Origin of the sequence: Alteromonas mediterranea DE (assembly GCF_000020585.3) — a bacterium.
Lineage (GTDB): Bacteria > Pseudomonadota > Gammaproteobacteria > Enterobacterales > Alteromonadaceae > Alteromonas > Alteromonas mediterranea.
In genome coordinates, this window is sequence record NC_011138.3 from 1,760,415 (window position 1) to 1,786,035 (window position 25,621).

Below are 25,621 nucleotides of genomic sequence, written 5' to 3' on the forward strand. Positions count from 1 at the left end.
AATCCCCTTGTGTTATAAAACTAATGCTGGCTATTTATTTTGCCGCCCCATAGGGATATCGCGGCTTAACGCGCCAAGCGCTAACAATACAATAAATATAGCGGTATTCGCTGGCGCCTGCAGTGGGAAGTCTACCGTACTGTGTAAGGCTATACCTATTACTGCCATAACAGCTGCAAACGCTGTTCCCCTAGGAAGTGGATGGCGTCGATGTCTTATAGCGCTCATGGCGTTTTTAGCGCACAGCAACACGAGTGCAGCCAACAGTGCTGCGCCCACGATGCCAAACTCAATAGCGAATTGAAGGTATTCATTATGGGCATGATCGTAAAAGTGCTGAATAGACTCACTTTGAACCTGAGGGTATACCGTATAAAAAGTGCCACCGCCCGTACCTATAGCGCCATACTGACTAAGTAGGGGCAGGGCATCAGTAATAACTTCATCACGGCTTTCTTGAGTCAAGTTGGTTTGCTCTATACGTTGCTGTACTTGTTTAAGTCCGAAAAGGCTACTCACAATAAGAATATCGATAACCAACATACTGATAAATAACGCGACATAACTTTTTTGGCGGGGCTTGAAATAAATTAAGCCTAGCGTGGCGGTAATAGTCATAGCAATGAAAAAGGCGCTGTTACCCATTCTAGAGCGAGACATCACTAACGCAATAACCATAATAATAATGCCAATACGAAACAGCACTTTATTGCTTAGCCAAAAACGCACTATTCTACGTAATCGCTCTCTAGCGCTCGAGCCACTTCGAACTCGCAAGCTAGCTATCATATAGCCGATGGCAGCGCTTAAACATAGCAGAAGAAAATTAGCGTAGTGGTTTTTATAGACGAAACTTCCCGTAGCGATATGCGAAACAGGTAGTTTGAAAACCAAGCTGTAGTTGATGCCAGATAGCACCTCTAACGAGCCGTAAACAGCTTGAAATATGCCTGCGCCACTAATCACTATAAGGGTGTATTTTAAACGTTTAGCAGAGGAAATAAGTGTTAGTGAGATAAAAAATAAGAAACAATAGGCTAGGGATTTAAAAAAAGTAACGTCGCTTTGCCCAACATCAAAACTTAAGGCAAGCCACTGCGACCTTATACTTTCCATGTTCTCAATATTCCCATTTAGCAGAAACTGAACCCGCTGTGGGCGAATAGCTTCAACTAAAGCAAAGGGCAGAGGAACTATATTCATAAGCTGCCAAGTCAGGAATGCCAGCCATACAATGACAAACAATTTATATTTGGCATAGAGCTGAGAGAGCAGTGTTTTGTGAGTAAGCAGTAGAACGCCGCCAATAAAGAAAAACGACATCTGCATTAACGCCCACGCCCATGGGCGGTTAGCGCCTAGTGATAAAGGCAGCCAAAATAAGGTGAACAAAAGAAAACCGAAAAGAAACTTTTCGGTTTTCTGAGAATTGAATATAACCACTTACAGCGTACTAGCGTAGAATTTAAATAAATTAAAACTCTTTAGTTAGCGGATACGGTTGTATCACCGCCGCCTGCACCTGCTGCACCCGTGCCTACACCCAGTGGAGAGAACGTATTGCCCGCAGCGCCTGCTGCCGTGGCGGTTAACGTGCTAGGGTCTACTCCTGCATTGATAACGGCTAACAGCGCATCTTCTTCGCTAATAACCTGCATCTGAAGTGCAATATTATAAATTTCATTAGCATCTTCTGGGAACATCAAAATAGCAATAGTGACAACTTGCGCCGGTTGCTCAGGCAATTCACCAAAACCTGCTATCGCAATTTCAAACCCAGTAGCATTGTCATTTAGAAGGGAAACCATTGACTGGTAGGCAGCTTGGTTCTCGCTTAAGTACGATAAACCTGCGGCGTCGAAAAACATACCTTCATTAAGCACGGTTTGGCTTACTTCTTCTGCAGCTTGCTCAACCGCAGCTCCTTCATCAATCTCGGTAACTAAAAGGTTTCTAACTTGTAGGCCTGGTACGCTGCCTTCTTGTGCAAAAGAAACTGTCGAAAAAGCGATTAAAGCGCTTAAAAGCACAGATAAAAAAACGTTGCTACGCATAACTTATCCTTAGATTAAAAACGTCGGGTTAGCTTCTTGCTAACGCCATATGGTTACATTGTACAACAAGTGAACGTACAAGATCTCGCTTTTGTTGTACATCCATTCACATATACTCACTTTACGCGTTTGTTAATACTGCCATAGCGAAGGTTTCGCAAAATAGAAACCTTGTTGGTATACAACATCTAATCGGGTTAAAGCGACAGACTCTGCTTCATTTTCAACAAGCTCAGCGATAATGTTAATACTTAACCCGCGGGCAATACTCAATAAACTAGATACAAATAACTGACTGTCTTGGTCTGCGTGAATATCTTTCGTAAGTTTGCCGGAAATCTTTACAAAATGAGGCTGTATAGCCCTTAACCCAGCTAACGATGCAAGATTGTCTCCAAAATGTTCAATGGTTATCTTACAACCTAAATTAACTAGCGACTTACAGAAAAGTATTGCATCGTCTTTATGATGAATTAAGGCAGAATCTTCTAACTCGAACACCAATTGGGTGCATAGCGCTGTATTTTGGTTCAGTAAACCGAGCAGCCATTGCCTGAACGACGCGCTGGCTAAAGAAGCGTTTGCAATGTTGATAGCGACATCACGGCTAGATTTAGTTAGTTTACTCAGTACAAGACTTACCACCAGCTTATCGACTTCAGGTATTAGGTTTAAACGCTCCGATGCGGGTATTAGTTGCGTCATAGGTATGGCATTGCCACTGTTTTTTTCTTTAAAACGCGCAAAAGCTTCATAATAAGCAGGGATATTTTCTTCAACATTCATAACAGGCTGAATAAGAATATCTGCGTACTGCTGCTCTAAAACCTGGTTTAAACGCTCTTTCCAAGCAGTATTACTATGAATATAAGTGAGTTCAGACGCAAATTGCCAGCCATTGGGTTGCTTTGTGGCAGCCATAAGCGCGCTATCAGCGTTTTCCATAATTTCTGAAAACGATTGCTCGTCGTTAAATTGCGCTGCGCCTATCCACACAGCTTTACTGCCATCTTTGAGTGGATTGCAATGAGAAAGGGTAGTGCTAAGTACTTTTAAACGCGCTTCACAATCTTGCTTTGCCATCGCTTCTGTTACCAAAACGAAATCGGCACCCGATACCCTAAATAGAAATGCCGTTTCCTGAATACTGGACGTAAAACTCTTAAGCTCTTTAGCAACGGCGGTCACATAGTTATCGCCATCTTGTGCACCTAACGTCATATTAATTGCGTTTAGTTGTGCTAAGCGTATTAACATCACATAGCCTTCGTCCGAGGTGGCAGTTTTGCTTAAAAGTGCATTCATATGCCGCGTAAACGCGCTTCTGTTTTGAACCCCGGTAAGGCTATCTTCAAAGGCTTGAATTCTGAACTGCTCGGCCTTTTGGGTTAACTCTTTAAACATTACTTCAACAGACGAAGAAAGCCTGTTTACCGCCTGAGTTATAAAAGAAAGTTCTTTCGTAAAAGGTTTGTAGTTAATGTGGGAAAACTTTTGATTTTGAATATCTTCAATTTTGTTTACGACAATACGAAGGGGTTTTGTAATGGCAGTAATGATAAAGAGTAGGGCGATATAGGCAAAAACGAAGGCTGCAAAAAACATAAAGGCGCTTTGTTTAACACTTTCCCATAAGGTCTCATTGGCAAGCCCAGGGTGACTTTGAACCGCTAGTTCACCGGCCATCGTCCAACCGTCATTCAATTCTGTTTTTTCGACGGGTGGGTTAACTTCTACAATATCGGTAAACCAAGTAGGAACAGTATCAACCGTGTTTGGATTACGCCGTTCAATCAGTAAATTGCCTTCCATGTCGGTAATGGTGATGTACTGATAGAAGCCTCTATCAAAAATGGCATTAACCATAGTCTCCGCCACAATAAGGCCGTTAGCGTCGCCTAAGTACGGGGTAATAGAAAGCCCCAAAGAGGTTGCGGTGTCTTGTGCATGGGTAGCAAGCTGCTCGTTTACATATTCTCTGGTTAGTTTCACGTTTATAAAAAACGAACCGGCGAAAACCAGTATCAAAAAAACGAGTAAGCTTGTGCTTAGTTGGGTAGATAGTCTCATTATTCTTCTTTATCTCCGTACATAACGCGGTCTAACCGCTCTACCATATCGTCCCACATTTTCATCGGGCCGCTTCCTCTGAGCTTGCGACCTGTTCCCATAGCTTTCGCAGCCCACAGGCCATTACCATTAAAGCTATAAATGGGTGACAAATCTCTTCTTTTATTAGCAGGCAATATACGCCTATTTATATTATCCAAAACAAGTGGAATAGAGGTTGGGGTTTTATAATACGCCAAAACCATGTGGGGTTGGCGTAATTCTAAGGCGGTGACATACATTAATCGCAACTGTTGTTCAGGAACGCCAAGTTCAATTAACGAGAAGTATTTGGCAATAGTGTAGTCTTCACAGTCGCCAGCACCGGTGGAAATGAACTCTATTGGCGTTGCCCAATAATCTTTTTGTTGCCAGTGAACAAGGTCGTCTACAAAATCAAAACGGTTAAAAAAGCGGTTTATCTGGTAAAGCTTTTCGTCTATGTCTTCGCTTTGTAACTCAGTAACCAATTGTCGCCATTTGGCAACGTCTTCTTTTGCTTCTTTACCATAGACTGAATTAATACGTGCATAAACTTGCGGTGTGAAAACCGTTTTTTGTTGGGCAATTGGCGATGTAACCGCTAGTAAGGTACAACCTACAACAACGGCTGAGCGAACAGCGGTTAACATACTGCGCACAGTTAAATGGGTAAGAAAAGGAAAGCAAAAACGTTTCTTTTGGTGCAAACCGTAGGTACTTTATGCAAGAGATTAAGGCAAGTGTAAAAAATCTTTCACTACCATGCGATAGCATAGCTTGCCTACCAATAAAGCAATGATGGCAAACTTATTAAGAACTTGAAAGGTATTTTGGGTACCACAAAGTTTTTTTGTTCGATATTGATCTTTTTGGCACATTTTATGTTTAACCTATCTTCAAATAGAGTTTTGAACATATAAGTACAAGGTGTGGGTTATGGACTTGTGCACCATCTGGTATCATTACCCTGCTTTGTAGTAAATTTACAACGAAAAGGAACTTTCATGGAGTACTCAGCGCGTCCAGCGGTGTTTATCATTAATTCACTTGAAGGCGGTGGCGCTGAACGAGTCATGGTTAAACTGTTAACCATAATGCAATCTTATTTCGTTGCTAAAAACATTCCTGTACATCTAATTCTGCTAGACGACTTGCCCGAATCTCAAGTTTGCCCTGAATACGTAAATAAAATAGTGCTTGATTCCCAAGGCAGTTTAGTTTCAGGTTATCAACAGCTTAAGCCCGTTTTAGCAGAACTAAACCCAGAATATTGCTTCAGCTTTTTAACAAGAAGTAACTTCTTAAACGTTACCTTGGCTAAACGGCTAAAATTTAAAGCCATAATAAGCGAGCGGGTTAATACAACAAGCCATCTTTCTGGCGGGCTAAAAGACAGTGTTAGCCGACTTTTGGTTCGTTTGCTTTACAACAAAGCTGACAGCGTTGTAGCCGTTTCTGAAGGTGTAAAAGCCGACCTTATCGACAACTATGCAGTATCAAGAGGTAAAATTTCGGTGCTGTATAACCCGTATGATATCGAGCAACTTCAGGCTCAGGCATCGGAAAATGTGCAGGATCTACCGGTAAAGCCCTACATTATTGGGGTAGGGCGCTTAGTCAAAAATAAAAATTTCTCTTTACTACTTAACGCCTATGCTAAAGCTAACATAGCAGAAAACTTAGTAATTCTGGGCGTGGGCGATGAAGAAGCGAACCTAAAAGCACAAGCAAAAGAGCTAGGAATTGAAAACAAAACGCAGTTTCTTGGTTTTAAAGCAAACCCATACCCTTATTTAAGCAATGCCGAATACTTTGTAAGTACGTCGAACGCTGAAGGCTTCCCTAATGCCATTGTTGAAGCCATGTGTTTAGAAAAAGCAGTAATAGCAACAAACTGCGAATCTGGCCCTGCGGAAATTATTGCCGAGCAATATCCTTACAGAGTAACTGGCGCTAGTAATGAAAAAAACGGTATTCTTTGTGAGTTAAATAACGCTGAAGGTGTTGCAAGTGCGTTAAGCTCATTCAGTGATGAAACTGTTCGGGCATCTTACGCTGCAAAAAGCAAAAGCTGTGCAAAGCAATTTTCTTACAATGCCTTTCAAGACAAAGTAATAGCCATTATTGAAAAGGTTTGCGAATAAACATGTTTGAAGGGTTAAAAGTAGTTGTTGGCCTAATAAGTTTTATTATGGTGTATCGCACCATAACTGGGAACTGCAATAAATATTTAGCGTTTGCTATTTGCGCTATATGGCTGCGATTCTTTTTGTCGGCTTTTCATACTATTACGTACCCTTCGTTGGTAGCGGGCTTTTCGATAAATGCGCTTTCAAGTATTTCTGTGGCTGGGCTGGGGCTTTTCTTCTTACCGTTTGCAGTATTTACGTTGCGTAAACTACTTCCTTTCTACTTTCTGTTTGTTGCCATTGCAATAAGTGGATTTGTTAATATGTTGATTCCAGGCACCATAAATGTATTAGTTAAATGGTGTTATTTCTTGGTGTTAACTGGAGCTATATTTTTATCTGTAAGGGCACAAGGCCACAGTATTACTTTCAAAAAATTATTAGTGTGCTTTTTTATGCCTGTAGCAATGCAGGTGCTGTCTATAGTGCTTGGTGAAGTAAAAGCTACAGAGAACGATGGTTCCGCAAGCTATATTGGCGGGTACAACCACGAAGCAGCTTTCTCTATGATAATAGTTAGCTTCATATTTGTACTAGGGTTAACAGAAAGACATGCTATTAGGTTTCGAACCACACTTTTTACGATAGCGGTCTTTCTTCTTATACTCGTTAATTACAGAACTGCTGTGTTAACAATTTTACCCATTGCTGCAATCTTCTATTACTCGTTAGTAGAACAGCGTTTAAAGCCTTCCCAAAAAGCACCTGTTTTGACCGTGGTTTCAATGTTCCTCATTTTTGTTTTCGTTGCACTTTCTTTTACGATGAGGGAAAGGTTTGCTGACGTCGGAACGTTAGCATCGAATTTAGACCTAATATTTAAAGCGCCTGCTTATTTTACTGAAGCTGAAAAAGACATTATGTCTTCAAGAGTATATTTGTGGAGCCAATATATAGATGCGCTGACAAATTCAGATTTGCTTCAACAATTGCTTGGTTATGGACCAGAGGCGTGGAACGGTGTTTTTAAGCATTACGCACATAACACTTATGTTTCTTACTTTTATGAATATGGATACATAGGGCTGTTCTCGTTTCTTTTCCTATGCTCGTATTCTTTGATTATTACCGCTGGTGTAAAAGACAAACGCTTGTCAAAAATCTTACCACTATCTTTAATTGGCTTTTTAACAATGAATTTAGCAACAATGCCACTATGGAATATAGAAGGACTAATATTCTTCGCAATTTTGATAGGCGTTTCTTTAGGTAATACTGCCCCAGCAAGAGCGCGGTATAGTTTTAGAAACCAATTAGCACTATTAACTACAACGGATTAGTTTTATGAAGATTTGCGCAATAGGTCTACGCGGTATTCCAGATGTTATGGGAGGGATAGAGTCTCATTGCCAACAGCTTTACCCTAAAATGGTAAGGCAAGGTGCAGAAGTTACGGTTCTGGCGCGCTCGCCGTATGTAAGTCAGAAGCGATATGAATATGAAGGTGTGGAAGTTATTAGTGTTTGGGCACTAAGGCACAAATTGCTAGAAACCTTCTTGCATACCTTTATCGCTATTATTTATGCCAGACTTTTTGTAAAACCAGATATTGTGCATTTGCATGCTATAGGACCGGCACTATTTACGCCGTTAGCTCGAGTACTTGGTATGAAGGTAATGGTTACTCACCATGGGGCAGACTACGACAGGCAAAAGTGGAGTCCTTTCGCCAAAAAGGTACTAAAGTTTGGCGAAAAAATGGGGATCACCTACGGAAATAGAGTGTTAGTAGTGGGGCGAAGCTTAAGTGAATTGGTTAAACATAGCTTCCCCAAACATTCAGATAAAATTAGCTTTGTTCCCAATGGTATGTTGCCTACACTTACAGGAAAAATAACGCCCGACTATCTACCAAAAGATTTAGGTATCAGCGCGAATAGTTATATTTTAACTGTTGGTAGGTTAGTTCCCGAAAAGGGTTTTCACGACCTTGTAGAAGCTTATAAACAATCTAACGTTTCACCAAAATTAGTAATTGTTGGTGATGCAGATCATGAAGATGACTATTCGAAAAGTTTAAAACGTTTTGCAAGTGCAAGCATTATATTTGCCGGCAGGCGCTCAGGAAACGAATTGAAAGCATTATATCAGCATGCTTCCGTTTTTGTTTTACCTTCGTACCATGAAGGTCTTCCAATTGTAGCGTTAGAGGCGATAAGTGCTGGTAGTAAAGTGTTATTGAGCGATATTTCACCCAATATTGATATAGAAGCACCTGCCGATAGCTATTTCAAAGTGGGTAATGTTGAAGAGCTTTCTGTTAAATTATCTACCTTATCGAGTCTAAACCTAAGTCTTGATAGAGAGGAATTTTTAAAAAAGTATGACTGGGAAAGTATAGCCACAACAACCTTCGGTCATGCTAAAAGTTTGGTATCATAGCTTGAGCTAATATGTTTATTCCATGGTGTTAGAAGGGGATCTATTTGGACATTTCAGTTGTAATCACTACGTGTAATCGACCGGCTTTCTTAAAGGAAGCGTTAGAAGGTATAGCAGCGCAAACATATAAACCAAAAGAAGTCATTGTCGTCAATGACTGCTCTGAAATTTCATACGAATCTGCTTTAGATGCTATTAAAAAAGTAAATGGAAAACACATACTTTTGAAAGAGAGAAGCGGGGCTAATAGAGCTAGAAACATTGGTATTGAAGAATGTTCTGGTGAAATTATAGCTTTTTTAGATGACGATGACATTTGGCTACCAAATTACCTAAGCGAAATTTCGGAGCAATACCAAAGCGGAGCCGTTGCAGTGGTTACTGGTTTTAAGCAGATGGGAAAAGAAAATGTTGTTGTTATTAACAGTGATGTAGAAGTAACGAAAACTTCACTGTTACGTGGAAATACATATTGTGGAATGTCTGGTTTTAGTTGCCGCAGGGAAATTTTAGAGCAGCTGCGATTCGATGAAACTCTACCCAACGGGCAAGACTGGGATATGTTTGTGAGGCTATTAACGAGAGAAATGGATTTTAGAAACATTCCAAAGGCACTGTTTTTATATCGCTTTCAAAATGAAGATGGGATTGGAGCCAAAGTACGTAGATTAGCCCCTAAAGATATTTACCCGAGACTAGCTTCTGCATACAAGCACAAGGAGTTTTTAGAGGATTACTGGTTTAAAAAGCGTGTAAGTGAGCAAGTACTCTTTTCGCTAAAACACAAGAAAAACAAAAAAGATTGGATTCTTTTATCGATAAGGCTTGCTGGTTTTAAGGCCACGGTAAACTTTTTCTTTAGAGCTTTGCGCAGAAAAGTATTGAAAAAACCTATGTCTATTTAAGTATATTGAGAGTGTGGAAAAGTTGAGTTTAATTCTGACTGTATTACTAAATGAGTGCGCTAGTTTTCTAATAATAGAAATAAGAAATTATTTTAAAAATGTTAGTTAAAAATTAATCTCCACCATCCGTTGTCTAGGCTGCATTAGGGGGTGTTGCGTACTCTAGCTAAAGAACTAATGTTGCATACTATTTGGCTATGTTTTGCTCAGTCTTTGAAAAGTCTCTTTTTCCAAATTTAAAACACTGAACTATGGACTATCCTCGATTTATAACGTGGTCTTTCACGTGAAAGTAGCACAAAGCTATCAGTTTAACTCAGAACCCAAGATTAGGGTGAAGATATTATTCAGGTGAGTATAAGATGAATTTAAACAACAATGTGGGATCAGAATACCCCTTAATCAGTGTAATCGTTCCTGTATACAATGACCTGATTAGGATAGGCCAATGCATTGATAGCTTGGTAGCTTTATCGTATCCATCTTCGAATTACGAAATAATCATCGTCGATAACTGCTCTACTGATGGAACTTATGACTACCTATTAGAAAAGCTGAATCAAGCATACCAACCTAATGTACGACTCATCAAGTGCTCTACACCGGGATCTTATGCCGCAAGAAACGCGGGGCTTAAAATTGCAAAAGGTGACTTTGTAGCATTTACTGACTCAGATTGCTTAGTTTCAGAGAATTGGCTAACAAATCTGATAGAGGCATGGTATGCGCAAAGTGGTGAGGTCATCATCGCCGGAAAAGTCGAATTTTTTTCCGATAGGGATAAGTTAACAGAACAAAGCTCTCTTGACTTCGAAAACATATTTTCGATGAAACAAGATGAAAATGCGAAAAAAGGAAAATGTATAACAGCTAACCTTTTTTGCTCAAAAGAGCTACTCGACAAGTTTACAGGGTTTGATGAGCGCTTGAAATCTGGAGGAGATGTCGAATTCAGTCAGCGAGTAGTTCGAGCTGGTGGGAGAGTGGTCTATTGTGAAAACGCTGAAGTACTTCATCCCTCTCGAAATAGGAATGAACTTTTGGTCAAGCGTAAGCGTGTTGTTGGCGGAACATGGGACGCAGAGCTATCAGCAGGGGGAATTAAGCGCAAGCTCAGGTTTTTTATTGGCCTAGTGAAAATGTTTATAGGCAGAACAAAGAAAACACTTCTCTTACCGAGTATGTCTTTGACCCGTAAATCTAAGTTGGTTTGGCTGTTGCTTTTAATTTTTTATACAAGTCTGTCGGAGCTTATTAAATTACAGCTAGGCAAAGAAACGAATCGAGTCTAGTTTCTTTCCCGTCCGATTTAAAAGGACCTTTTAGATTTCTAAATATTTATTATGGATTTTATAAATTAATGTCTATTAAGAAAAAAGCTACGAGAGGTAGCATATGGATATCATTAACGCGCACTGGTATTAACATAACTGATTTTTTAGTCTATGCGTATCTGGCCAGAATTCTTTCATTAGAAGAGTTTGGCCTAGCAGGCTTTTGCTTTCTTTTTGTTGAGTTCGCTAACACGCTTGTGAATGCAGGAGTTAATCAAAATCTTGTTCAGAGAGATCAGTGGGAAACAAAGTATGCTGCGAGCACAATGACTTTTGTATTTTTTATGGGGTTGTTTGTCTCTAGCGCTTTAGTTGGAATTGGTGCGCCTTTAGCGTATTACTCGTATTCAGAGTTAGCAGCTTATGTTGTTGCTAGTTTAGCTCCTATCACCTTGATTACAAGTTTGCAGGTTGTTGTTACAGGAAAACTATTAAGAGAGTTCAAAAATAGAGAAATGGGCTTGGCTAAGCTCTTTGCTTCAATTTTGTCCGCTATAATGATTATAGTTTTAGCTGAACTAGGCTATGGGATATGGGCTTTAATATCAGGTAAATTGGCTAACAATGCTTTACAGTATGTCTTTTTACTTTATGTTTCAAAATACAAGCCTTCTTTTAATATTGACAAAAAAGACTTTAAAGAACTTATCACGTTTTGTCTTCCTTTATTTTGGATGGTTGTACTAAGGTTTTTAGGTAAAAAGGCGAGTAACCTCTTAACTGGTTTTGTATTAGGGCCGGCAAGCTTTGCCCTCCTTGCAGCTGCGCATAAAGGAGAAGATGTTATCAATCAAGTTACTACAAGCTCGATTAACTCAATGATTGTGCCAAGCTTTTCAAGAGTCGGAAGTGAATCAGATGTAGGTAGTTTGTTTATAAGATTAGTCACAATAGCTTCAACGATTATCACTCCTATTTTTATGGGATTAGCAGCAATCGCAGACCCTTTCGTTGAGATAGCCTTTGGCGAAAAGTTTGGGCAAAGTGCAATTTACATGACAATATCCGCTTTTAGTATATTCCCTCTTGTAGTAGCAAACTTTTTACCAAATCTATTAATATCCCAAGCTAAAACAAAGGATGCATTCAATATAGTTTTAATCAATATATTCTGCAATATACTCATAGCTAGCTGTACTATTTGGTTTGGTATTACTGTGATGCTTTATAGTATTGTGATAGGAAACTTTCTAGCAACACCAGTAAGGCTGGCTATCGTTAGGCGTCACATTTATATAGATACAAAAAAGTTGTTTTTATCGTTAAGTCCGTCATTCATCAGTGCTTTAGGAATGTTTACTGTAGTGACTTTACTGAAGTCCAGCTTCGAAGATTATTTCGAACTGCAACTATTAACGTTATTTGCATGTATCCTTGTAGGTATCATAGCGTACGTATCAATATCGTTTTTGTTTTTCTATAAGCATACAGTTCGACAACTGAAAGAATTACAGTCAATGTTGTTCAAAGAAAAATTAAAAAAGACAGTTTGATTAACAGGTCTGAATGAGCAAGTTTTAACTTTCGCTAATTAAAATTAGTAATGATTTATAACTACGCTAAAGTTAAATTTTCAATGAATTATTAGTTCAAGCTGACAGCTACTAAACAATAACTGTCAGCTTAGAATTTTTCAGGAAAAAGGTTATAAAAGTGTATATAGCTCTTTAGATAACTTTGTCGAATTGAAGTCTGACACGACTTTTTTTCTAGCATTGTCTTTGATAGTGTGAATTTCATCCGACAATGCTGCTCTTTTTACCGCATTTGCTATACTGATAGCGTCCTTTTCAGGCACTAGAAAGCCGGATTGCCCATCAGTTATTAGTTCGGGGATACCACTATGTATAGTACTTATTACGGTTAGCCCACTAGCCATTGCTTCCATTAGAGCCACTGGAACACCTTCCATATCGCCAACGCTGTCTGTTATTGAAGGTAATAGGAATATATCTGAGGCGTCTAATATTTTTTTTACAAAATCAGGTGGTTGTGGACCGTAAAAGGTTATTTTTTCATTAACACCTAACTCAACCGCTAAACTTTTTAAGTTTGACTCTAGTTCACCACCGCCTACTAGAGTTAAGTGAAAGCGATCATCCAAATGAGCCATCGCTTTTATAGCATATTTTAAACCCTTTTTTTCAGTCGCACGAGCTACGCTAACTATTCTTACATTTTCGCTCATAGCTTTATTCTTGAAATCGAAGGTGTTGATATCTACGCCCATACGTAGCACCCTAATTGCATCACTATTTGCGCCCCAACTTTCAAGTCGATTCTTCCAGAAATAACTAATCGGAAGCAACCTGCTAGAGCGCGATAATTCAACGTATTTTGTTTTCCAGAAAGAGACGTTTTCATACTCGCTTATTTCATAGCCGTGAAAAATGGTGTTCAGGCTTCCCTTCAGCATTCCCGAGGATATGAGTTTTTGTGCAACTACGCCATTGTTGCCAAAGTGCGCGATTATACTATCTGCTTCGAATGTTTTATTACGGTTAACCCACATTGTCATTGCTACTTCGTATGCCAAAACTACTTTACCGTTTGACTTGGCATATCTCGCAAAGTCGGCAACAGGTTTCAGCGACGTATATTTGTACTGAACAAACAAATCAAACAGTTGTAAGAAAAGTAGTTTGAACGGCCTTTTTACCTTGCGAGTATTGGCTGGGGATATAAATTCAGTGCGCTTTAACAAGTTATGCTTTTCTAGAGATTTTAAAGCTATATCCTGTTTTTCTTCATAGAAAGCCAAAATTTTCACATCAACGCCTTGATCAATAAGTCCGTTGATTTGATCTATAACAAAGGTTTGTGATAACACCGGAAACCTTTTTACAAAAAATATCACTTTTTTCAAATTAAATTCCTTAAAATCTGGCATGAACAAGATGTCCATGTCCCTTGAAGCCTTAATTTCACCATCGTTTATTCGAGAGTCGGCTTAAAATAAACTATTTTATTTAATCGCTATACATAGATACTTGTGAAGTGATAAGTATAAATAATTTTATTCTAAGATTTGAAGTTAACCCATCGAAGAATATCTTGGCAAATTTGTTAAAGAAAAAGATGCTTTAGCGGTGCTCCAATCTGAGTAAACGGCTATTTCGAACTGTATGGATAGATCTGCGATTTAACCGCTCTTTTTAGTTCCTTCTTAAAGATTTTTGAATTATATTTGATGTCATATAGTTTCATCCTGAACTTGGATGAATCGACTTTCAAAGATGAGATGTCGCTTGAATAATTAAATTGTTCAAAATCTTGTTCGTATGATTCTAAGACCATATCAATAGCAGTTTGTGACCATTGAACTTCCTTTTTATCACCTACCTTTTTAGGCTCAACTTTTAAATCTCCAAGTATACCTATACGGTTACTGACCCGGTCGAGTATGCTCTGAATGCCGTCTTCAAATTTAAATACTTCGACATCATTATCTACAAAGTATGATTGGGGGCGTAAGTGATTGTCCAATATTTCAGGAGTATTTTTGTACTTTTTTAGGTTATGAACTACCCATGGAGAGAAAAGTGATCCAGCATTTTGACCCAATTGAATACTCCCTAATTTAATTCTATAGAAAAATTCGCTAACGATTCTATCGAACGGATTTCGGACCACTGCAAACTTATAATTAAACGGTCTATTAAGGGTCTTAGTTAGCTCCGTTAGCGTGTGATAGCCCAGATGTTGAGGGGTAACAAGCATATCTTCAAGCTTCTTTTGAGAGAAAAGTATTTGCTGATATTTGCCAGTTTCATTCAACCACGATTCAATTGTCGTTCCGGCTGTTTTTGGAATGTGTAAAAAGGTTATGGCTTGCTCGTTGTTTAAATATAAAGGCATAACAAAACCTATATTCTATGTGTTTATGGCGGAGTTAACATGAGCTTAGCAGCGTCACTAGATGTTATCTCAATTTGTTGATGGTGAATTGTTCCGTATTAGCAATGCAAAAAAAAGGCCCTTTTATTAAAAGGGCCCTTTTTTAAATGATGAATTTCTATTGAATTCAGCTTCTTTTACGAAAAAGAAGAATAGCTAAAGAAGTCATAAGAATAAAAATACTGCCCGGAGCAGAAACGCTTACTAAAGATGAACCGTTTGTCGTACCCGTCAGAACTAGATTGTCGAAACCAGCGTTGTTACCACCGCCATCACCAAAGGCAGTGAAACGTAAGATATAGTCATCTCCGCCAAGTAGCGAAACGTTGCTTAGATCAAATTCAATTGGCTTTGTTGCAACGAAGCCAGAGTTGTTATTATCGCCTTCGAATACATCTACAGTGCTCGAAAACAATGAATTAGCGCCTTCAAAAATGTCAAGAGACAAGCTGAAGTCACGCTGGAAGGATTGAAAGACACCACCGTTGTTGAAAATAGATGCATCTAACGTAAGAGCATCCAGGTCGATACTGCTTACAAGGAAACTTGTAGTAAGTAAAACATCAACGAACCAAGTTCCTTCATTGTGGATGTTGTAATCTACGGCAAACAAATTGTCGTAGTTGTCGAATAGATCTAAAGAAGAAAAACTAGTTGTTTGAGGGTCAAGTGTGTTTGTCACTTCAACGCTGTTCTCTGTCCAAGAAATGTTTGAAGGGTCACCTGATGTACCTGTAAAATCAGATGCCAAAATTATTTCTGCATTCGCAGATAAAGCAGAAGATAGTGCCGCTACTGCTAAAGTCGCTTTGATTAACTTTTTAAACACGATAACTCCAAAATTATTAGTAAATTTTTATACGTCTATCTTTTTAAAGCAATTGTAGTGCCATTTGATTAAAGTGCTTTAATTACAATGACTTAAGAATTATGGAACTATAAAGAAGTAATCAAGTGTTTAAAATGTTGACACAGCTGTCATCGTGAGTATATCCGAAGGTATATTACGATGAAGCTACCTACAAAACATTAATCGCGATTATTTGATAACTAATTTTCTAAACACTGCTTTATCTCTATTTCGCCAGCTCTCAATATCATCATTATCTAGCACTAGTATTAAATAGTTCACTTTACCTTTCACATATTGTCCAATAGGAAAAGTTATAGCGCTAGATTTGGGTATAAAGGAATCTTCACCTCTAATTCCCCAAGCCTGTTTGCCATAAAATTTAACCACTCTAGAGCTATTCAACTTAGTGTCTGTTTCAAAGCCAATACCAACTACCTCTGGGTTACCTTCTACTTCAAGCTCCAATTCTAATATAGAGTCTTCGGTTAATATGTAGTTAATAGGGAACATCTGCCAGTTGTTGCCGGTCAAGGTAACGGTATTGTCATCGGAAATGGTAGTAGTTCCGTAGCGATACTGTTTAGGAAAGCCGGTGTGCTCAATCTCGCTCGCTTTAAATTCCCACATAGTTGGTGGTTGCTCTACAACGGCTTGTAACGCTACTTCCGTAGAAAAGTTAGGAATTTTAAATTCTTCGGGTATATATAGAGTAGGTTCAGACGAACTTTGCAGTAACTCTATATAAGCAAAATCATCGGAGTAAGGGTGTTCAACAACGTTATCTAAATTAAATTCATATCTTGCGTCACCTGTTCTTTCGTTGAAACAAAGATCGTTAGTGCTTGTACTGCCTGAATACTTCTCTTTATCAAAAATGCAGTAGCCAACTGAATAGCCAGTATTCTTAGTCAATATAATATTGTTCTGGGTGGTAACCCAAAATGTCGTGTCATTATTTACTTTTGATGCAGCAATGCCATTACGCTCTACGTCAATAACATTTTCGAAAACATAGGTTCTGCCTGCTGGTTTAGAAATTAGTCCTCCAGCTTTTATTGCAGTCCACTCCTTACCTGTTTCATCACCTAAATTGTGGATGTAGTTGTGAAAAATATAGCTAGGGCCTAACGTATTTGGCGCTATGCTAATACCAGCATAGCCTTGCTCCATTTCGTTGTCGTACACCAACACATTTTGTTGGCCGCCATCTATTTCTATCAAGTCGTCATTTGAATAGGCTAGGTAGTTGCCATAGATTGCCGAGTTCTTAACGAAGCCACCCCGCCTTTCAAAATTTTTTCTGCCCTCAATAACATCGTTGAATCTGTGGTCTGGCGCGCCGTAAAAGCGATTATTTCGAACAATGAATTCGCCCCTGTAGGCATCACTGTCGTGGTATGCCCAAACTTGAAGCGCATTTGCACCTTTAGGGTGACCAACTGCCCAGCTATTCGCACCTAAGTTAGGGCTATGGACCTCGCATTCTTCAATTACTGCAATACCACTTCGTTCTAGGTAAATACCCGAATCATAATTGATAGGTGAATTATTAGTCGTACTTGAATAGGCTACACCATTTCTAATATCCACAGCTTCTCTGCCATACTCCGATACGTTGCAGCCTTTTATCCATATATGATGTGCCTTTTTTGCAAATATGCCGTAACGCTGCCCGCCTTTAACGGTAAGGTTTTCTAGCATAACGTAAGAGTTGTTACCAATATTCACAGCCGCAAGTACATCGCTGCCAGCTTCAACAACGGGGCCGTCGCCTATAATTTTTGCATAGCCATCTGCGCTACCTTCTATATTTAGCGCTTCTAAATCTAGTTGTCCGCCAGAGTAAATTTCAGAAAGGTAATAAATTTTATTTGGGTCGATAGGGGGCGTATTTGGTTTTGTGGTGGTTTGAAAGGAATGTTCAACGATATCGCCATAAGCATCCGTAATCGTCACTTCAATATGGTATGTAGTGTCTGCTTCTAGGTACACTATACTTCCAGCGAACGACCCGTAAATGGGCTCCCATGCTAAATCTAGCCCTTCACGCCAATAAGTATCATCTTCGGTTCTAAATTTAACGGCGGCAGTACTTTCTTCATCCTGGCCGTAAATAACTAACCCTATCGAATTAATGAGCGGAGTAGCAGTATCTTCAAAGCCAGAAGCCGAAGCTGCAAAGACTATCGAAGGGTCTAACCCTGCTGTTATTGCTGACTCGTATATATCGTTCTTACTTAGGCCCGAATATGTTGAAATTGTTTTCATCCACTTTGCTGTATCGATTGGATACAAAGCAAATAGCGCAGAGGCTTGGTTAGAGGTTATGTTGGCGAACAGCGTTTTCTTTGCATCTTCACTAAGTGATGGCTTACGTGATAACACTTTTTGCTTATACAACTGGGCTATCTCGTCTTCGTACTTTTCAACAACGGTTGATAGGTTTTTCGAGCCTTTGTAATCAGCTAGTAATGAGTTTACGGTATTGTTGTCGCTAATATTCGCATTAATATAGTTATGCAAAATATCACCGGGTTGGCCGCCCTTTGTATAACCTTTATCATTCTTGTTCACTGTGGCACAAGAAAGCATTAGAAACGACAGTAGCCAAATAAAAGCGAAGCGAAAAATAGACGGCTTTGAGTTAGCAGAGTACATGGTATATCCCTATAGGTTGAAAAGCATTAAAGGAAAACTAGGGCTGTATTAAAAGGGTAGTGCTAACGTTGGTACGTAGCAAGGCGGTAGCTGGGATCTTTACAATATTAGTTTGCTTCTGCTGGTAAAACAGCCCACCTTATTCTGGTTCTTTTAAGTTTTTTAAAAAACGGAATCTAAATTGCTTAATCTAAATATTTGAAAATGGTCTATTAATAATAGTTTATTACTAACTCACCTATTTCAAAACTAATCTTTAAAGACAATTTGGTATACTTAAAAAAATACTGGACAAAGCAATTGCTTCTATGCACTAAAATGGATATTTTATGAAGAAAAAAGTAGCCGTTATTCACCCTGAGGCAGGGTTTTCATCAAGCGGCGGATCTCAGCTCAGTGCGTATGAAATGGCGGAACATCTTGCCACATTTTTTGACGTAAAGCTTTTAAGCTCATCCAAATGTAGTGAACACAGTGTAGTTATTCCCTGTATTCCCAGAGGGGAAGTGAAAAAAGCCCAGCGTAATAAAACCATTGATTGGTTGCTAACGCGCTTTGTTTCTAATCCATCATTGCTTATCGAGTCGCTAACTAGCTTCCTAACATACACGCCATATTTAATGTTTAAGCGATGTGATGTCATCTACCCCAATAACAATTATGGTGGTTTGGCGGTTGCCGCAGTAATTAGAAAACTATTCAAAACGCCCATTCTTTATACCGAAAGGGCAGGGATGGTATCGAACGGTAAAGTATTACGTCGCAATTTGAAATTTAAGCCCGACTGCTTGGTTGTGTTTAATCAAGAAACCAAAGAGTATGTTCATTCTATAGCACCTGAACAACGGGTTGAGATTATCCCTAACGGTGTAAACTTAGCTAAATTTAGCCCGAAGGGCACAAAATATGATCATGGTTTACAAGGGAAAGTGCTATTAACTGTTGGTGCGTTAAACAGGCAAAATCACAAGCGTATACATTTAGCCATTGAGGCAGTAAGCCAGTTAACCGATGTCTCGTTACTTATCTGTGGTGATGGCCCGGATGTAAAGTATTTTGATGATCTTTGTACTCAAGAGTTAGGTGCACAACGCTTTAAAATCGTTAAAGTCGACTTCGCTGATATTCCCAATGTATATCGTTCAGTTAATGCTTTTACATTGCCCTCTGAAGATGAGCCGTTCGGACGAGTGTATTTAGAAGCAATGGCAAGCGGGTTGCCTGTTGTAGCTACCGATGACCCCATGCGCAGAACACTAATAGGTAAGGCCGGGGTGGTTTGTGATGTTGAAAATATTGAGGAATACGCTGCTGCCATAGCCACAACACTATCAACCGACTGGGCCAATGCACCAATAGAGCAAGCGGCTGATTTTAGTTGGGAAAGTGTGGCAGAGCGCTATGCGGACGTTATAAATAGTTTATAAAGTTTTACTTCTAACGTAATGGTGCGCTGTTAATATCGATAACAGCGCACATGATAGTTTTGTAAATGCTGCTTACTTGCCGAACTTCCGACGAAGCCTATCTTTCCCTAAAATAACCTTGGCTGTTGCTACTAACCCAGCTTCTCTCACAGACAATCCAATCCAGCCCAGCTTATTATTTTTCTTGCCAATTTGACTAAGAATTTGATTAGCAACACTATAGAACGTCAACTGTCTTGACCGGTCCGGCGTCAATTATCTTGACCGGTTGTCGCTGAGTTATTCTTCCTGTTTTATTGCTGTTTTTCTTCGATAGCTTTCTCCCTGTAATTGAATGATATGTGAGTGATGAACGAGCCGGTCTATAGCTGCAACTGTCATGGTAGTATCGGTGAACAATGCATCCCAGTCTTCGAACGATTGATTGGATGTAATGATAAGGCTGAACCTCTCATAACGGTGCGCAATGAGTTCGAACAGCACACTGGTTTCTTGTTCTGTCTTTCTGATATAGCCGATGTCGTCCACGATTAGCACTTGGTATTTATCCAGTTTATTCAGCGCATCCTGGAGTTTTAGTTGCTGTTTGGCGTCTTGTAGGTGTTGCACCAAGGCGGTGGCCGGATAGAACTTTACGCGGGTTCCAGCTTCTATCAGGCTGTAACCTAATGCGCTGGCGAGGTGGGTTTTGCCTACACCGCTAGCACCGAACAGTAGTAGGTTTGTGGCTTGTTTAACCCATTCGTGGTTATCGGCCAGGTCATGCAGGCGCGCTTTACTAATGCCTTCTATGGCATTGAAGTCGAAGCCGCCAACGTGTTTGCCTGAGGGCAAGTTTGACTCTTTTAGGTAACGTAATTGTCGCTTGTCTGTCCGACTTGCTAGCTCCATATGGCACAACTCACTTAAGTAGTGTTCGGGTCGCCATTGTTCGTGCAGTGCTTTTTCAGCAAGGCTCTCCCAGTGGTTTCTGAACTCACTTAAGCGCAAGCTTTTTAGCATCAATGGTAGTGAAGCTGTATTAGTCATTTCGACCTCCTTGCAACAGTAGGCCATACTGTTTTAACGAATGCTGCCCCACTTGGAGTTGGGGTATATCACGTGTTTGTTGCTGGAAGCGCTCTTGGCAGTCAAACAGGCTGGGCAGTCTCCCCGTATTCAGTTGCTGCATGATAAAGCGCCCCAGCCGTATTTCGTTATCTTTTTTGCTGGCAAGGTGAAGCACTCTGACGATATAACGACAGGCATCATCTGCTTTCATATTGCCGTTAACATATTGCCAGATGCATCGGTAATCCTCGTTAGGTAATAGCTCGTCGCGCCACTGTGAACACCGGAAGGCTTGTGGCTTTTTAACCAGAGCATCTATGACGTGTTTGTAATTGACGCTGCGTTTACGCGAACTGCCTTGCGCATAAACGCGCTCTAGGGTGTAAGTCAGTTCATGACCGAGATATAAGGCTAACCTGTTATCATACACTTGTACCCGCAAGCGACTGCCTATCAGGCGGGAAGGCACTGTGTAGGTCACGCGTTTAACATTGATAGTGCTGGTGCGCGAGACGCGCACATATTCTATTGAGTAATTGACGCTACCTACAGGCGGCAATGGCTGTAATTGTCGCTGCTCTTTGATAAAGGCGGTGTTGATACGCTTGTTACGCCGCCCAACTAACTGCTGAATAAAGCCTTCATAGTCATCGCGACAGTTAAAATCGAACGAGCCGCGTATACGCAGCGCTTGTTCTAACTGCGCTTTGACATGTCGATTGCTAGACTCGATAACACCATTTTCATGCGCTACACCGGTATTATTACGTGTGGCCGTAAAACCGTAATGCGCCATCAACGACTTATAGCGTTCGGTAAATGCCTCGGCATTGTCATGGTTTCGGTACGCCGCACTTAAGCTGTCAGTGCGGACTTCTTTGGGCACGCCACCACTTTCTCTAAACGCTTTCTGAAGGCTATCGGAGAATGCAGCAAAGCTCTCACCGCCATAAACTACTTGGCAATACTGCCAGCCGCTGGCCGCTAGGCGATAGTTAAACAGCATGTGCTTACACGGCTCTCGTCCTATGGTGATAGGAGATTTGACGTGGGTAAAGTCACATATTCCCAGTAGTCCTGATTCGTGATGCTGCAAGAACATCACATCTTTAGCGCCACCGTGTAATTGTCGCCACTTCTTAATTCTGCGCTCAAGCGTACGTCGTGCTGTAGTTGGGAAGTCGTCACTATGTGATTCACATAGATGATCAAATACGCCTACCGGCGTAATCAATTCATCTTGTTGTAAGATGGGAACAACGACACTCTCCCACACCGCTTCAAGAGGATCGGGTCTGGTACGCCATTGGCGTTTTGCTTGATTAGGTTGGTGACGACCATTCTCGATTCGTCTGGCGGAGCTAACAGAGATATCCGCTTTACTGGCGGCCACTTCCTGCGTGAAATCCTTTCTGAACTTCATATATAACCTGACTTGTTTTTCTGTGATGTGATTTCCCGACACGCCATTCTCCTCGAATTATCGTGTCGAACCTTAACAGAACAACCGGTCAAGATAGTTGTCGCTCAACCGTTCAAGTTAATTGTCGCTTTATAGCAACACGGTCGTTATAAGCTTCTTTGCCTAATAGCGCTTTATGTTTCTTAAATGCCTTAAGCCTTGGGAAAACTTTTTCTAAGGGCATATTGGCTACTTCGGTAGAAATGCTAACGTGTCCTCTGCGATAGAAATAAATATCTTTAGGTATGTTTTTGAACACAGCATCTTCTAGTGTAATACGAACGAAGAAGTCCCAATCTTGGCTGTTCTTTAATTCTTCATCAAACATCAGCTTTTTAGCTAATGAAGCCTTGCACGTAACACCACTCATTCCGCAGAATTTATTACCTTTTTTGATTACATCGGTGGTAATGATTTCAGTTTCGTTAATGTGAATTTTGTCCGGTGTTTCAAGAAATCGATAACCGCAGGTCACGGCATCTGCATGTAGATGCTCTGCAATGTGCTGTTCTAGATAATCATTGTCCCATACATCATCGTCATCTAAGAACGCAATAATATCTGATGTCGACTTGGATATACCTAAATTACGTGCCGCGTTAGCACCTGATGCAACTGGAACTTTAACGTAAGTAAATTGTTCACTTGGAAAGAGAGATAAGACTTCTTCATAGCTTACTGAAGAGCCATCATCAATAACGAACACTTCTTTTGGCATAACAGTTTGTTTTAATACTGCAGCGAGTGATTCTTTGAGGTAGTCTGGGCGATTATGCGTTGTGATTACAACAGACACAGTGTTTGGCATTTTCACTTCCATATTTTTTATATCCTTTGTACCTTAATAAACTATCCAAGCTGTAACGGTTTAAATGGACTATTGTCATGTGAATTAGTGTATTACTTTGATAATTACCAAAAGGCATTGAAAAAATATACGTCCTACACTAGTTATTACTGTTTTATCAAAGATTCTTGGTTTAGCGTTAGTACTTAGTTTCAAATGGTCGTCGTATATGAAAAATTAAGCAGTAAAAATCAATTGCAGTGGACAGGACAAGGGTATCATTCTTACCAAATGCCTTTAGCTTTGGAAATTGCTTATATGCTATCACTAAACTTAGTCACAACAAACTAGTCAATATTTGAAAACTTATCGAGTATTAGCTAAGAAATTCAGAAAAAATATGACGCGCCTATACGCAATTTAAGTACTAAAGGACATGGGCTTTGAGGTGTCAGTTTTCATATGGATGCTAACACGCCCCCAAATACTATGTTAGAAAAATTGCGTCTAAATAAGAATTTGCCTTTATAGAATACCAAGGCCGCATATGGTTGTAATCTCGGTAGAAGAAAGCTTTTTCATCTCTAGTTTTGCATAAACCGTCTTTACATAAATGCTTTATCGGATCGATAACTTCAACATGTTCAATATTTTTTAATTGTTTTAAAGCATCCTCATGCTCGGTGTAATCCGAGCGCGCTTTCGTTTCTGGGATGCTATTAGGTAGTCCCTTACGGATGGCAAGAGTTGGGTCGAACTCTTCTCCTTTTGGCTCGCCCATTATAACAAATACTTTAGATACGTTTGTTTTCATGGTATTTAAATAATTGTCGTACTCTTTTATCCTTCCGCGCTTTTCTTCATCGCGTTCAGTTCGTTCATTTGGCAAATATGAATTAAAGCTATAAAAAGATGTAACAACTTTTTCAAACTTTACCTCTTCTAATAGCTTTTCATAGTTTTGCAAGTTGTCACAATTCCATTTAGGATTTTTCATAGAAGGCGTAACAAAGCACCCACTTTGCGTTAAAAAATAAATGTTGTATTCATTATTTAAGCTTTCGACATATGGGTAAAGTTGCTCAATATGACTAGCCCCCATAACTAAGGAAACTGCGAATAAGTCCTGCAATTTAGTTCTTGAACCAGCCTTTGCATTCGCCGTCTAATTTTTGAACGCTAAATTCTCAATTTTGGCCAATATACTGCCGTTTTAGGCCGGATTTCGACCTAATTCCGGGCTATTCCCGGATTTCAGACAGATCTTGGCTGTCGTCGTAACATCTGGTCTACTTTAAACAGGTTCGCCAAGGTGAATAGCATGGCTAACTGTGAGTCATTTTTTGTCAGCCCTTTATAGCGTGCTTTGATAAAGCCGAACTGACATTTGATGATGCGAAACGGGTGTTCAACTTTTGCTCGGATGCTGGCTTTTAAATATTCGATGTTGATGGCAGTTTTGTTTTTGCGGGGATGCTTTTTCAGTGCCCGAACCTTTCCGGGACGCTCAGCAATCAGCCATTCCACATCCTTTTCTTTAAGTTCTTCACGCTTCTCTGCGCCTTGATATCCAGCATCGCCAGAGATGAATTCCTCATCGCCATGCAACAGGTTCTTCATCTGATTCAGGTCATGTTCGTTGGCGGCAGTGGTCACCAGCGTATGCGTCAGGCCACTCTTGGCATCCACTCCTATATGGGCTTTCATGCCGAAGTGCCATTCATTACCTTTTTTGGTCTGGTGCATATCCGGGTCACGCTCATTCTTTTTATTCTTGGTGGAGCTGGGAGCTTCAATAATCGTCGCATCCACCAGTGTACCCTGCGTCATCATCACACCGCACTCCGACAGCCATTGGTTGACCGTTTTGAATAATTGGCGAGTCAGCTTGTGCTTTTCCAGCAAGTGACGGAAGTTCATAATGGTGGTGCGGTCAGGAATGGCTTTATCCAGTGACAGTTGCGCAAACTGACGCATCGAAGCAATTTCATATAACGCATCTTCCATCGCTTCATCACCGAGGCTATACCATTGCTGCATACAGTGAATGCGAAACATGGTCTCAAGCGCATATGGACGTCTGCCATTGCCTGCTTTAGGATAAAAGGGTTCAATCACTTCCAGCAATTGAGACCACGGCAGCAGGTTATCCATTCTGGATAAGAATATCTCTTTACGGGTCTGACGGCGCTTGCTGGAAAACTCGCTATCGGCAAAAGTTAACTGTTGGCTCATGGGCGGTAATGGCTGTGATTTACTATGCAGCTATGATCTCACATCGGGGACTTATTCGCATCTTCCCTAGTCTTCATTGTCTTACATGGGCTTCGGTTAGTCGAGTTCTTTAGCTAATATATTAAAGAATATTTTGTGGATTGATATTTTTGAGTAAGCTTGACAGTCACGCTTTACTAAAGGTGAATAGTTTTTTCTATATGTTATGTAGTTACAAAGCTTAGTCATTATCAGCTAAATTGGATAGCGCCAACATTTTCCACTCGTTTAACCTATTACATTAATTAACGGTAAACT

Annotated in this window: 20 protein-coding genes; 7 read left to right on the forward strand and 13 right to left on the reverse strand. The window is 40.1% G+C overall.

Annotated features, from left to right (window positions below):
- Positions 1 to 30: 30 nt before the first annotated feature.
- The 4 genes from MADE_RS07940 to MADE_RS07955 form a co-directional block, all read right to left on the reverse strand.
- Positions 31 to 1,437 carry an O-antigen ligase family protein gene (locus MADE_RS07940; protein ID WP_041912863.1) on the reverse strand — a complete coding sequence of 469 codons (1,407 nt, stop codon included), beginning with the start codon at positions 1,435 to 1,437 and terminating at the stop codon, positions 31 to 33.
- A 47-nt stretch (positions 1,438 to 1,484) separates the two neighbouring features.
- Positions 1,485 to 2,054, reverse strand: a complete 570-nt coding sequence (locus tag MADE_RS07945; protein WP_023559624.1) for a hypothetical protein — start codon at positions 2,052 to 2,054, stop codon at positions 1,485 to 1,487.
- 132 nt (positions 2,055 to 2,186) lie between these two features.
- Entirely contained in the window at positions 2,187 to 4,124 is a 1,938-nt protein-coding gene (locus MADE_RS07950; RefSeq protein ID WP_012518103.1) for a bifunctional diguanylate cyclase/phosphodiesterase, read from the reverse strand.
- The gene (locus tag MADE_RS07955; protein WP_012518104.1) at positions 4,124 to 4,852 is read right to left on the reverse strand and encodes a transglutaminase-like cysteine peptidase; all 729 of its coding nucleotides are present in this window, start codon (positions 4,850 to 4,852) and stop codon (positions 4,124 to 4,126) included. The genes MADE_RS07950 and MADE_RS07955 overlap by 1 nt, the downstream gene beginning before the upstream one ends.
- Positions 4,853 to 5,149: 297 nt before the next feature.
- Between MADE_RS07955 and MADE_RS07960 the strand changes: the two genes are divergently transcribed.
- From MADE_RS07960 to MADE_RS07985, 6 genes are all read left to right on the forward strand, one after another.
- Positions 5,150 to 6,289, forward strand: coding sequence for a glycosyltransferase (locus tag MADE_RS07960; protein WP_012518106.1), 1,140 nt, complete (start codon positions 5,150 to 5,152; stop codon positions 6,287 to 6,289).
- A gap of 2 nt (positions 6,290 to 6,291) precedes the next feature.
- Positions 6,292 to 7,614 carry an O-antigen ligase family protein gene (locus MADE_RS07965; protein ID WP_012518107.1) on the forward strand — a complete coding sequence of 441 codons (1,323 nt, stop codon included), beginning with the start codon at positions 6,292 to 6,294 and terminating at the stop codon, positions 7,612 to 7,614.
- 4 nt (positions 7,615 to 7,618) lie between these two features.
- Positions 7,619 to 8,716, forward strand: coding sequence for a glycosyltransferase family 4 protein (locus MADE_RS07970; protein ID WP_012518108.1), 1,098 nt, complete (start codon positions 7,619 to 7,621; stop codon positions 8,714 to 8,716).
- 44 nt (positions 8,717 to 8,760) lie between these two features.
- Positions 8,761 to 9,621 (forward strand): glycosyltransferase family 2 protein, encoded by an 861-nt coding sequence (locus tag MADE_RS07975; RefSeq protein ID WP_012518109.1) that lies wholly within the window; start codon positions 8,761 to 8,763, stop codon positions 9,619 to 9,621.
- A gap of 362 nt (positions 9,622 to 9,983) precedes the next feature.
- Positions 9,984 to 10,913: a glycosyltransferase family 2 protein gene (locus MADE_RS07980; protein ID WP_012518110.1), complete on the forward strand. Its 930-nt coding sequence runs from the start codon at positions 9,984 to 9,986 to the stop codon at positions 10,911 to 10,913.
- A gap of 68 nt (positions 10,914 to 10,981) precedes the next feature.
- On the forward strand, positions 10,982 to 12,448 hold the full coding sequence (locus tag MADE_RS07985) for an oligosaccharide flippase family protein (protein WP_012518111.1): 1,467 nt from the start codon (positions 10,982 to 10,984) through the stop codon (positions 12,446 to 12,448).
- Positions 12,449 to 12,600: 152 nt separating this feature from the next.
- Here MADE_RS07985 and MADE_RS07990 read toward each other — a convergent pair whose 3' ends face one another.
- The 4 genes from MADE_RS07990 to MADE_RS08005 all read right to left on the reverse strand — a co-directional run bounded on the left by MADE_RS07990 (position 12,601) and on the right by MADE_RS08005 (position 18,363).
- Positions 12,601 to 13,845, reverse strand: coding sequence for a glycosyltransferase (locus tag MADE_RS07990; protein ID WP_158318447.1), 1,245 nt, complete (start codon positions 13,843 to 13,845; stop codon positions 12,601 to 12,603).
- A 221-nt stretch (positions 13,846 to 14,066) separates the two neighbouring features.
- Positions 14,067 to 14,813: a sulfotransferase family 2 domain-containing protein gene (locus MADE_RS07995; RefSeq protein WP_012518113.1), complete on the reverse strand. Its 747-nt coding sequence runs from the start codon at positions 14,811 to 14,813 to the stop codon at positions 14,067 to 14,069.
- A gap of 166 nt (positions 14,814 to 14,979) precedes the next feature.
- On the reverse strand, positions 14,980 to 15,681 hold the full coding sequence (locus MADE_RS08000; RefSeq protein ID WP_012518114.1) for a hypothetical protein: 702 nt from the start codon (positions 15,679 to 15,681) through the stop codon (positions 14,980 to 14,982).
- 210 nt (positions 15,682 to 15,891) lie between these two features.
- On the reverse strand, positions 15,892 to 18,363 hold the full coding sequence (locus tag MADE_RS08005) for a right-handed parallel beta-helix repeat-containing protein (RefSeq protein WP_023559626.1): 2,472 nt from the start codon (positions 18,361 to 18,363) through the stop codon (positions 15,892 to 15,894).
- 329 nt (positions 18,364 to 18,692) lie between these two features.
- Between MADE_RS08005 and MADE_RS08010 the strand changes: the two genes are divergently transcribed.
- Positions 18,693 to 19,790 (forward strand): glycosyltransferase, encoded by a 1,098-nt coding sequence (locus tag MADE_RS08010; RefSeq protein ID WP_012518116.1) that lies wholly within the window; start codon positions 18,693 to 18,695, stop codon positions 19,788 to 19,790.
- A gap of 279 nt (positions 19,791 to 20,069) precedes the next feature.
- On the opposite strand, the gene istB is transcribed toward MADE_RS08010, so the two are convergent.
- The 5 genes from istB to MADE_RS08035 all read right to left on the reverse strand — a co-directional run bounded on the left by istB (position 20,070) and on the right by MADE_RS08035 (position 25,324).
- On the reverse strand, positions 20,070 to 20,819 hold the full coding sequence (gene istB / locus MADE_RS08015) for an IS21-like element helper ATPase IstB (protein ID WP_008301732.1): 750 nt from the start codon (positions 20,817 to 20,819) through the stop codon (positions 20,070 to 20,072).
- Positions 20,812 to 22,305 (reverse strand): IS21 family transposase, encoded by a 1,494-nt coding sequence (gene istA / locus MADE_RS08020; protein WP_012518117.1) that lies wholly within the window; start codon positions 22,303 to 22,305, stop codon positions 20,812 to 20,814. The genes istB and istA overlap by 8 nt, the downstream gene beginning before the upstream one ends.
- A 70-nt stretch (positions 22,306 to 22,375) precedes the next feature.
- A complete protein-coding gene (locus tag MADE_RS08025) occupies positions 22,376 to 23,122 on the reverse strand; it encodes a glycosyltransferase family 2 protein (RefSeq protein ID WP_012518118.1) in 747 nt (248 codons plus the stop codon).
- A gap of 454 nt (positions 23,123 to 23,576) precedes the next feature.
- On the reverse strand, positions 23,577 to 24,221 hold the full coding sequence (locus tag MADE_RS08030; RefSeq protein WP_148291025.1) for an SGNH hydrolase domain-containing protein: 645 nt from the start codon (positions 24,219 to 24,221) through the stop codon (positions 23,577 to 23,579).
- A 122-nt stretch (positions 24,222 to 24,343) separates the two neighbouring features.
- Entirely contained in the window at positions 24,344 to 25,324 is a 981-nt protein-coding gene (locus tag MADE_RS08035) for an IS5 family transposase (RefSeq protein WP_012518120.1), read from the reverse strand.
- Positions 25,325 to 25,621 lie beyond the last annotated feature (297 nt).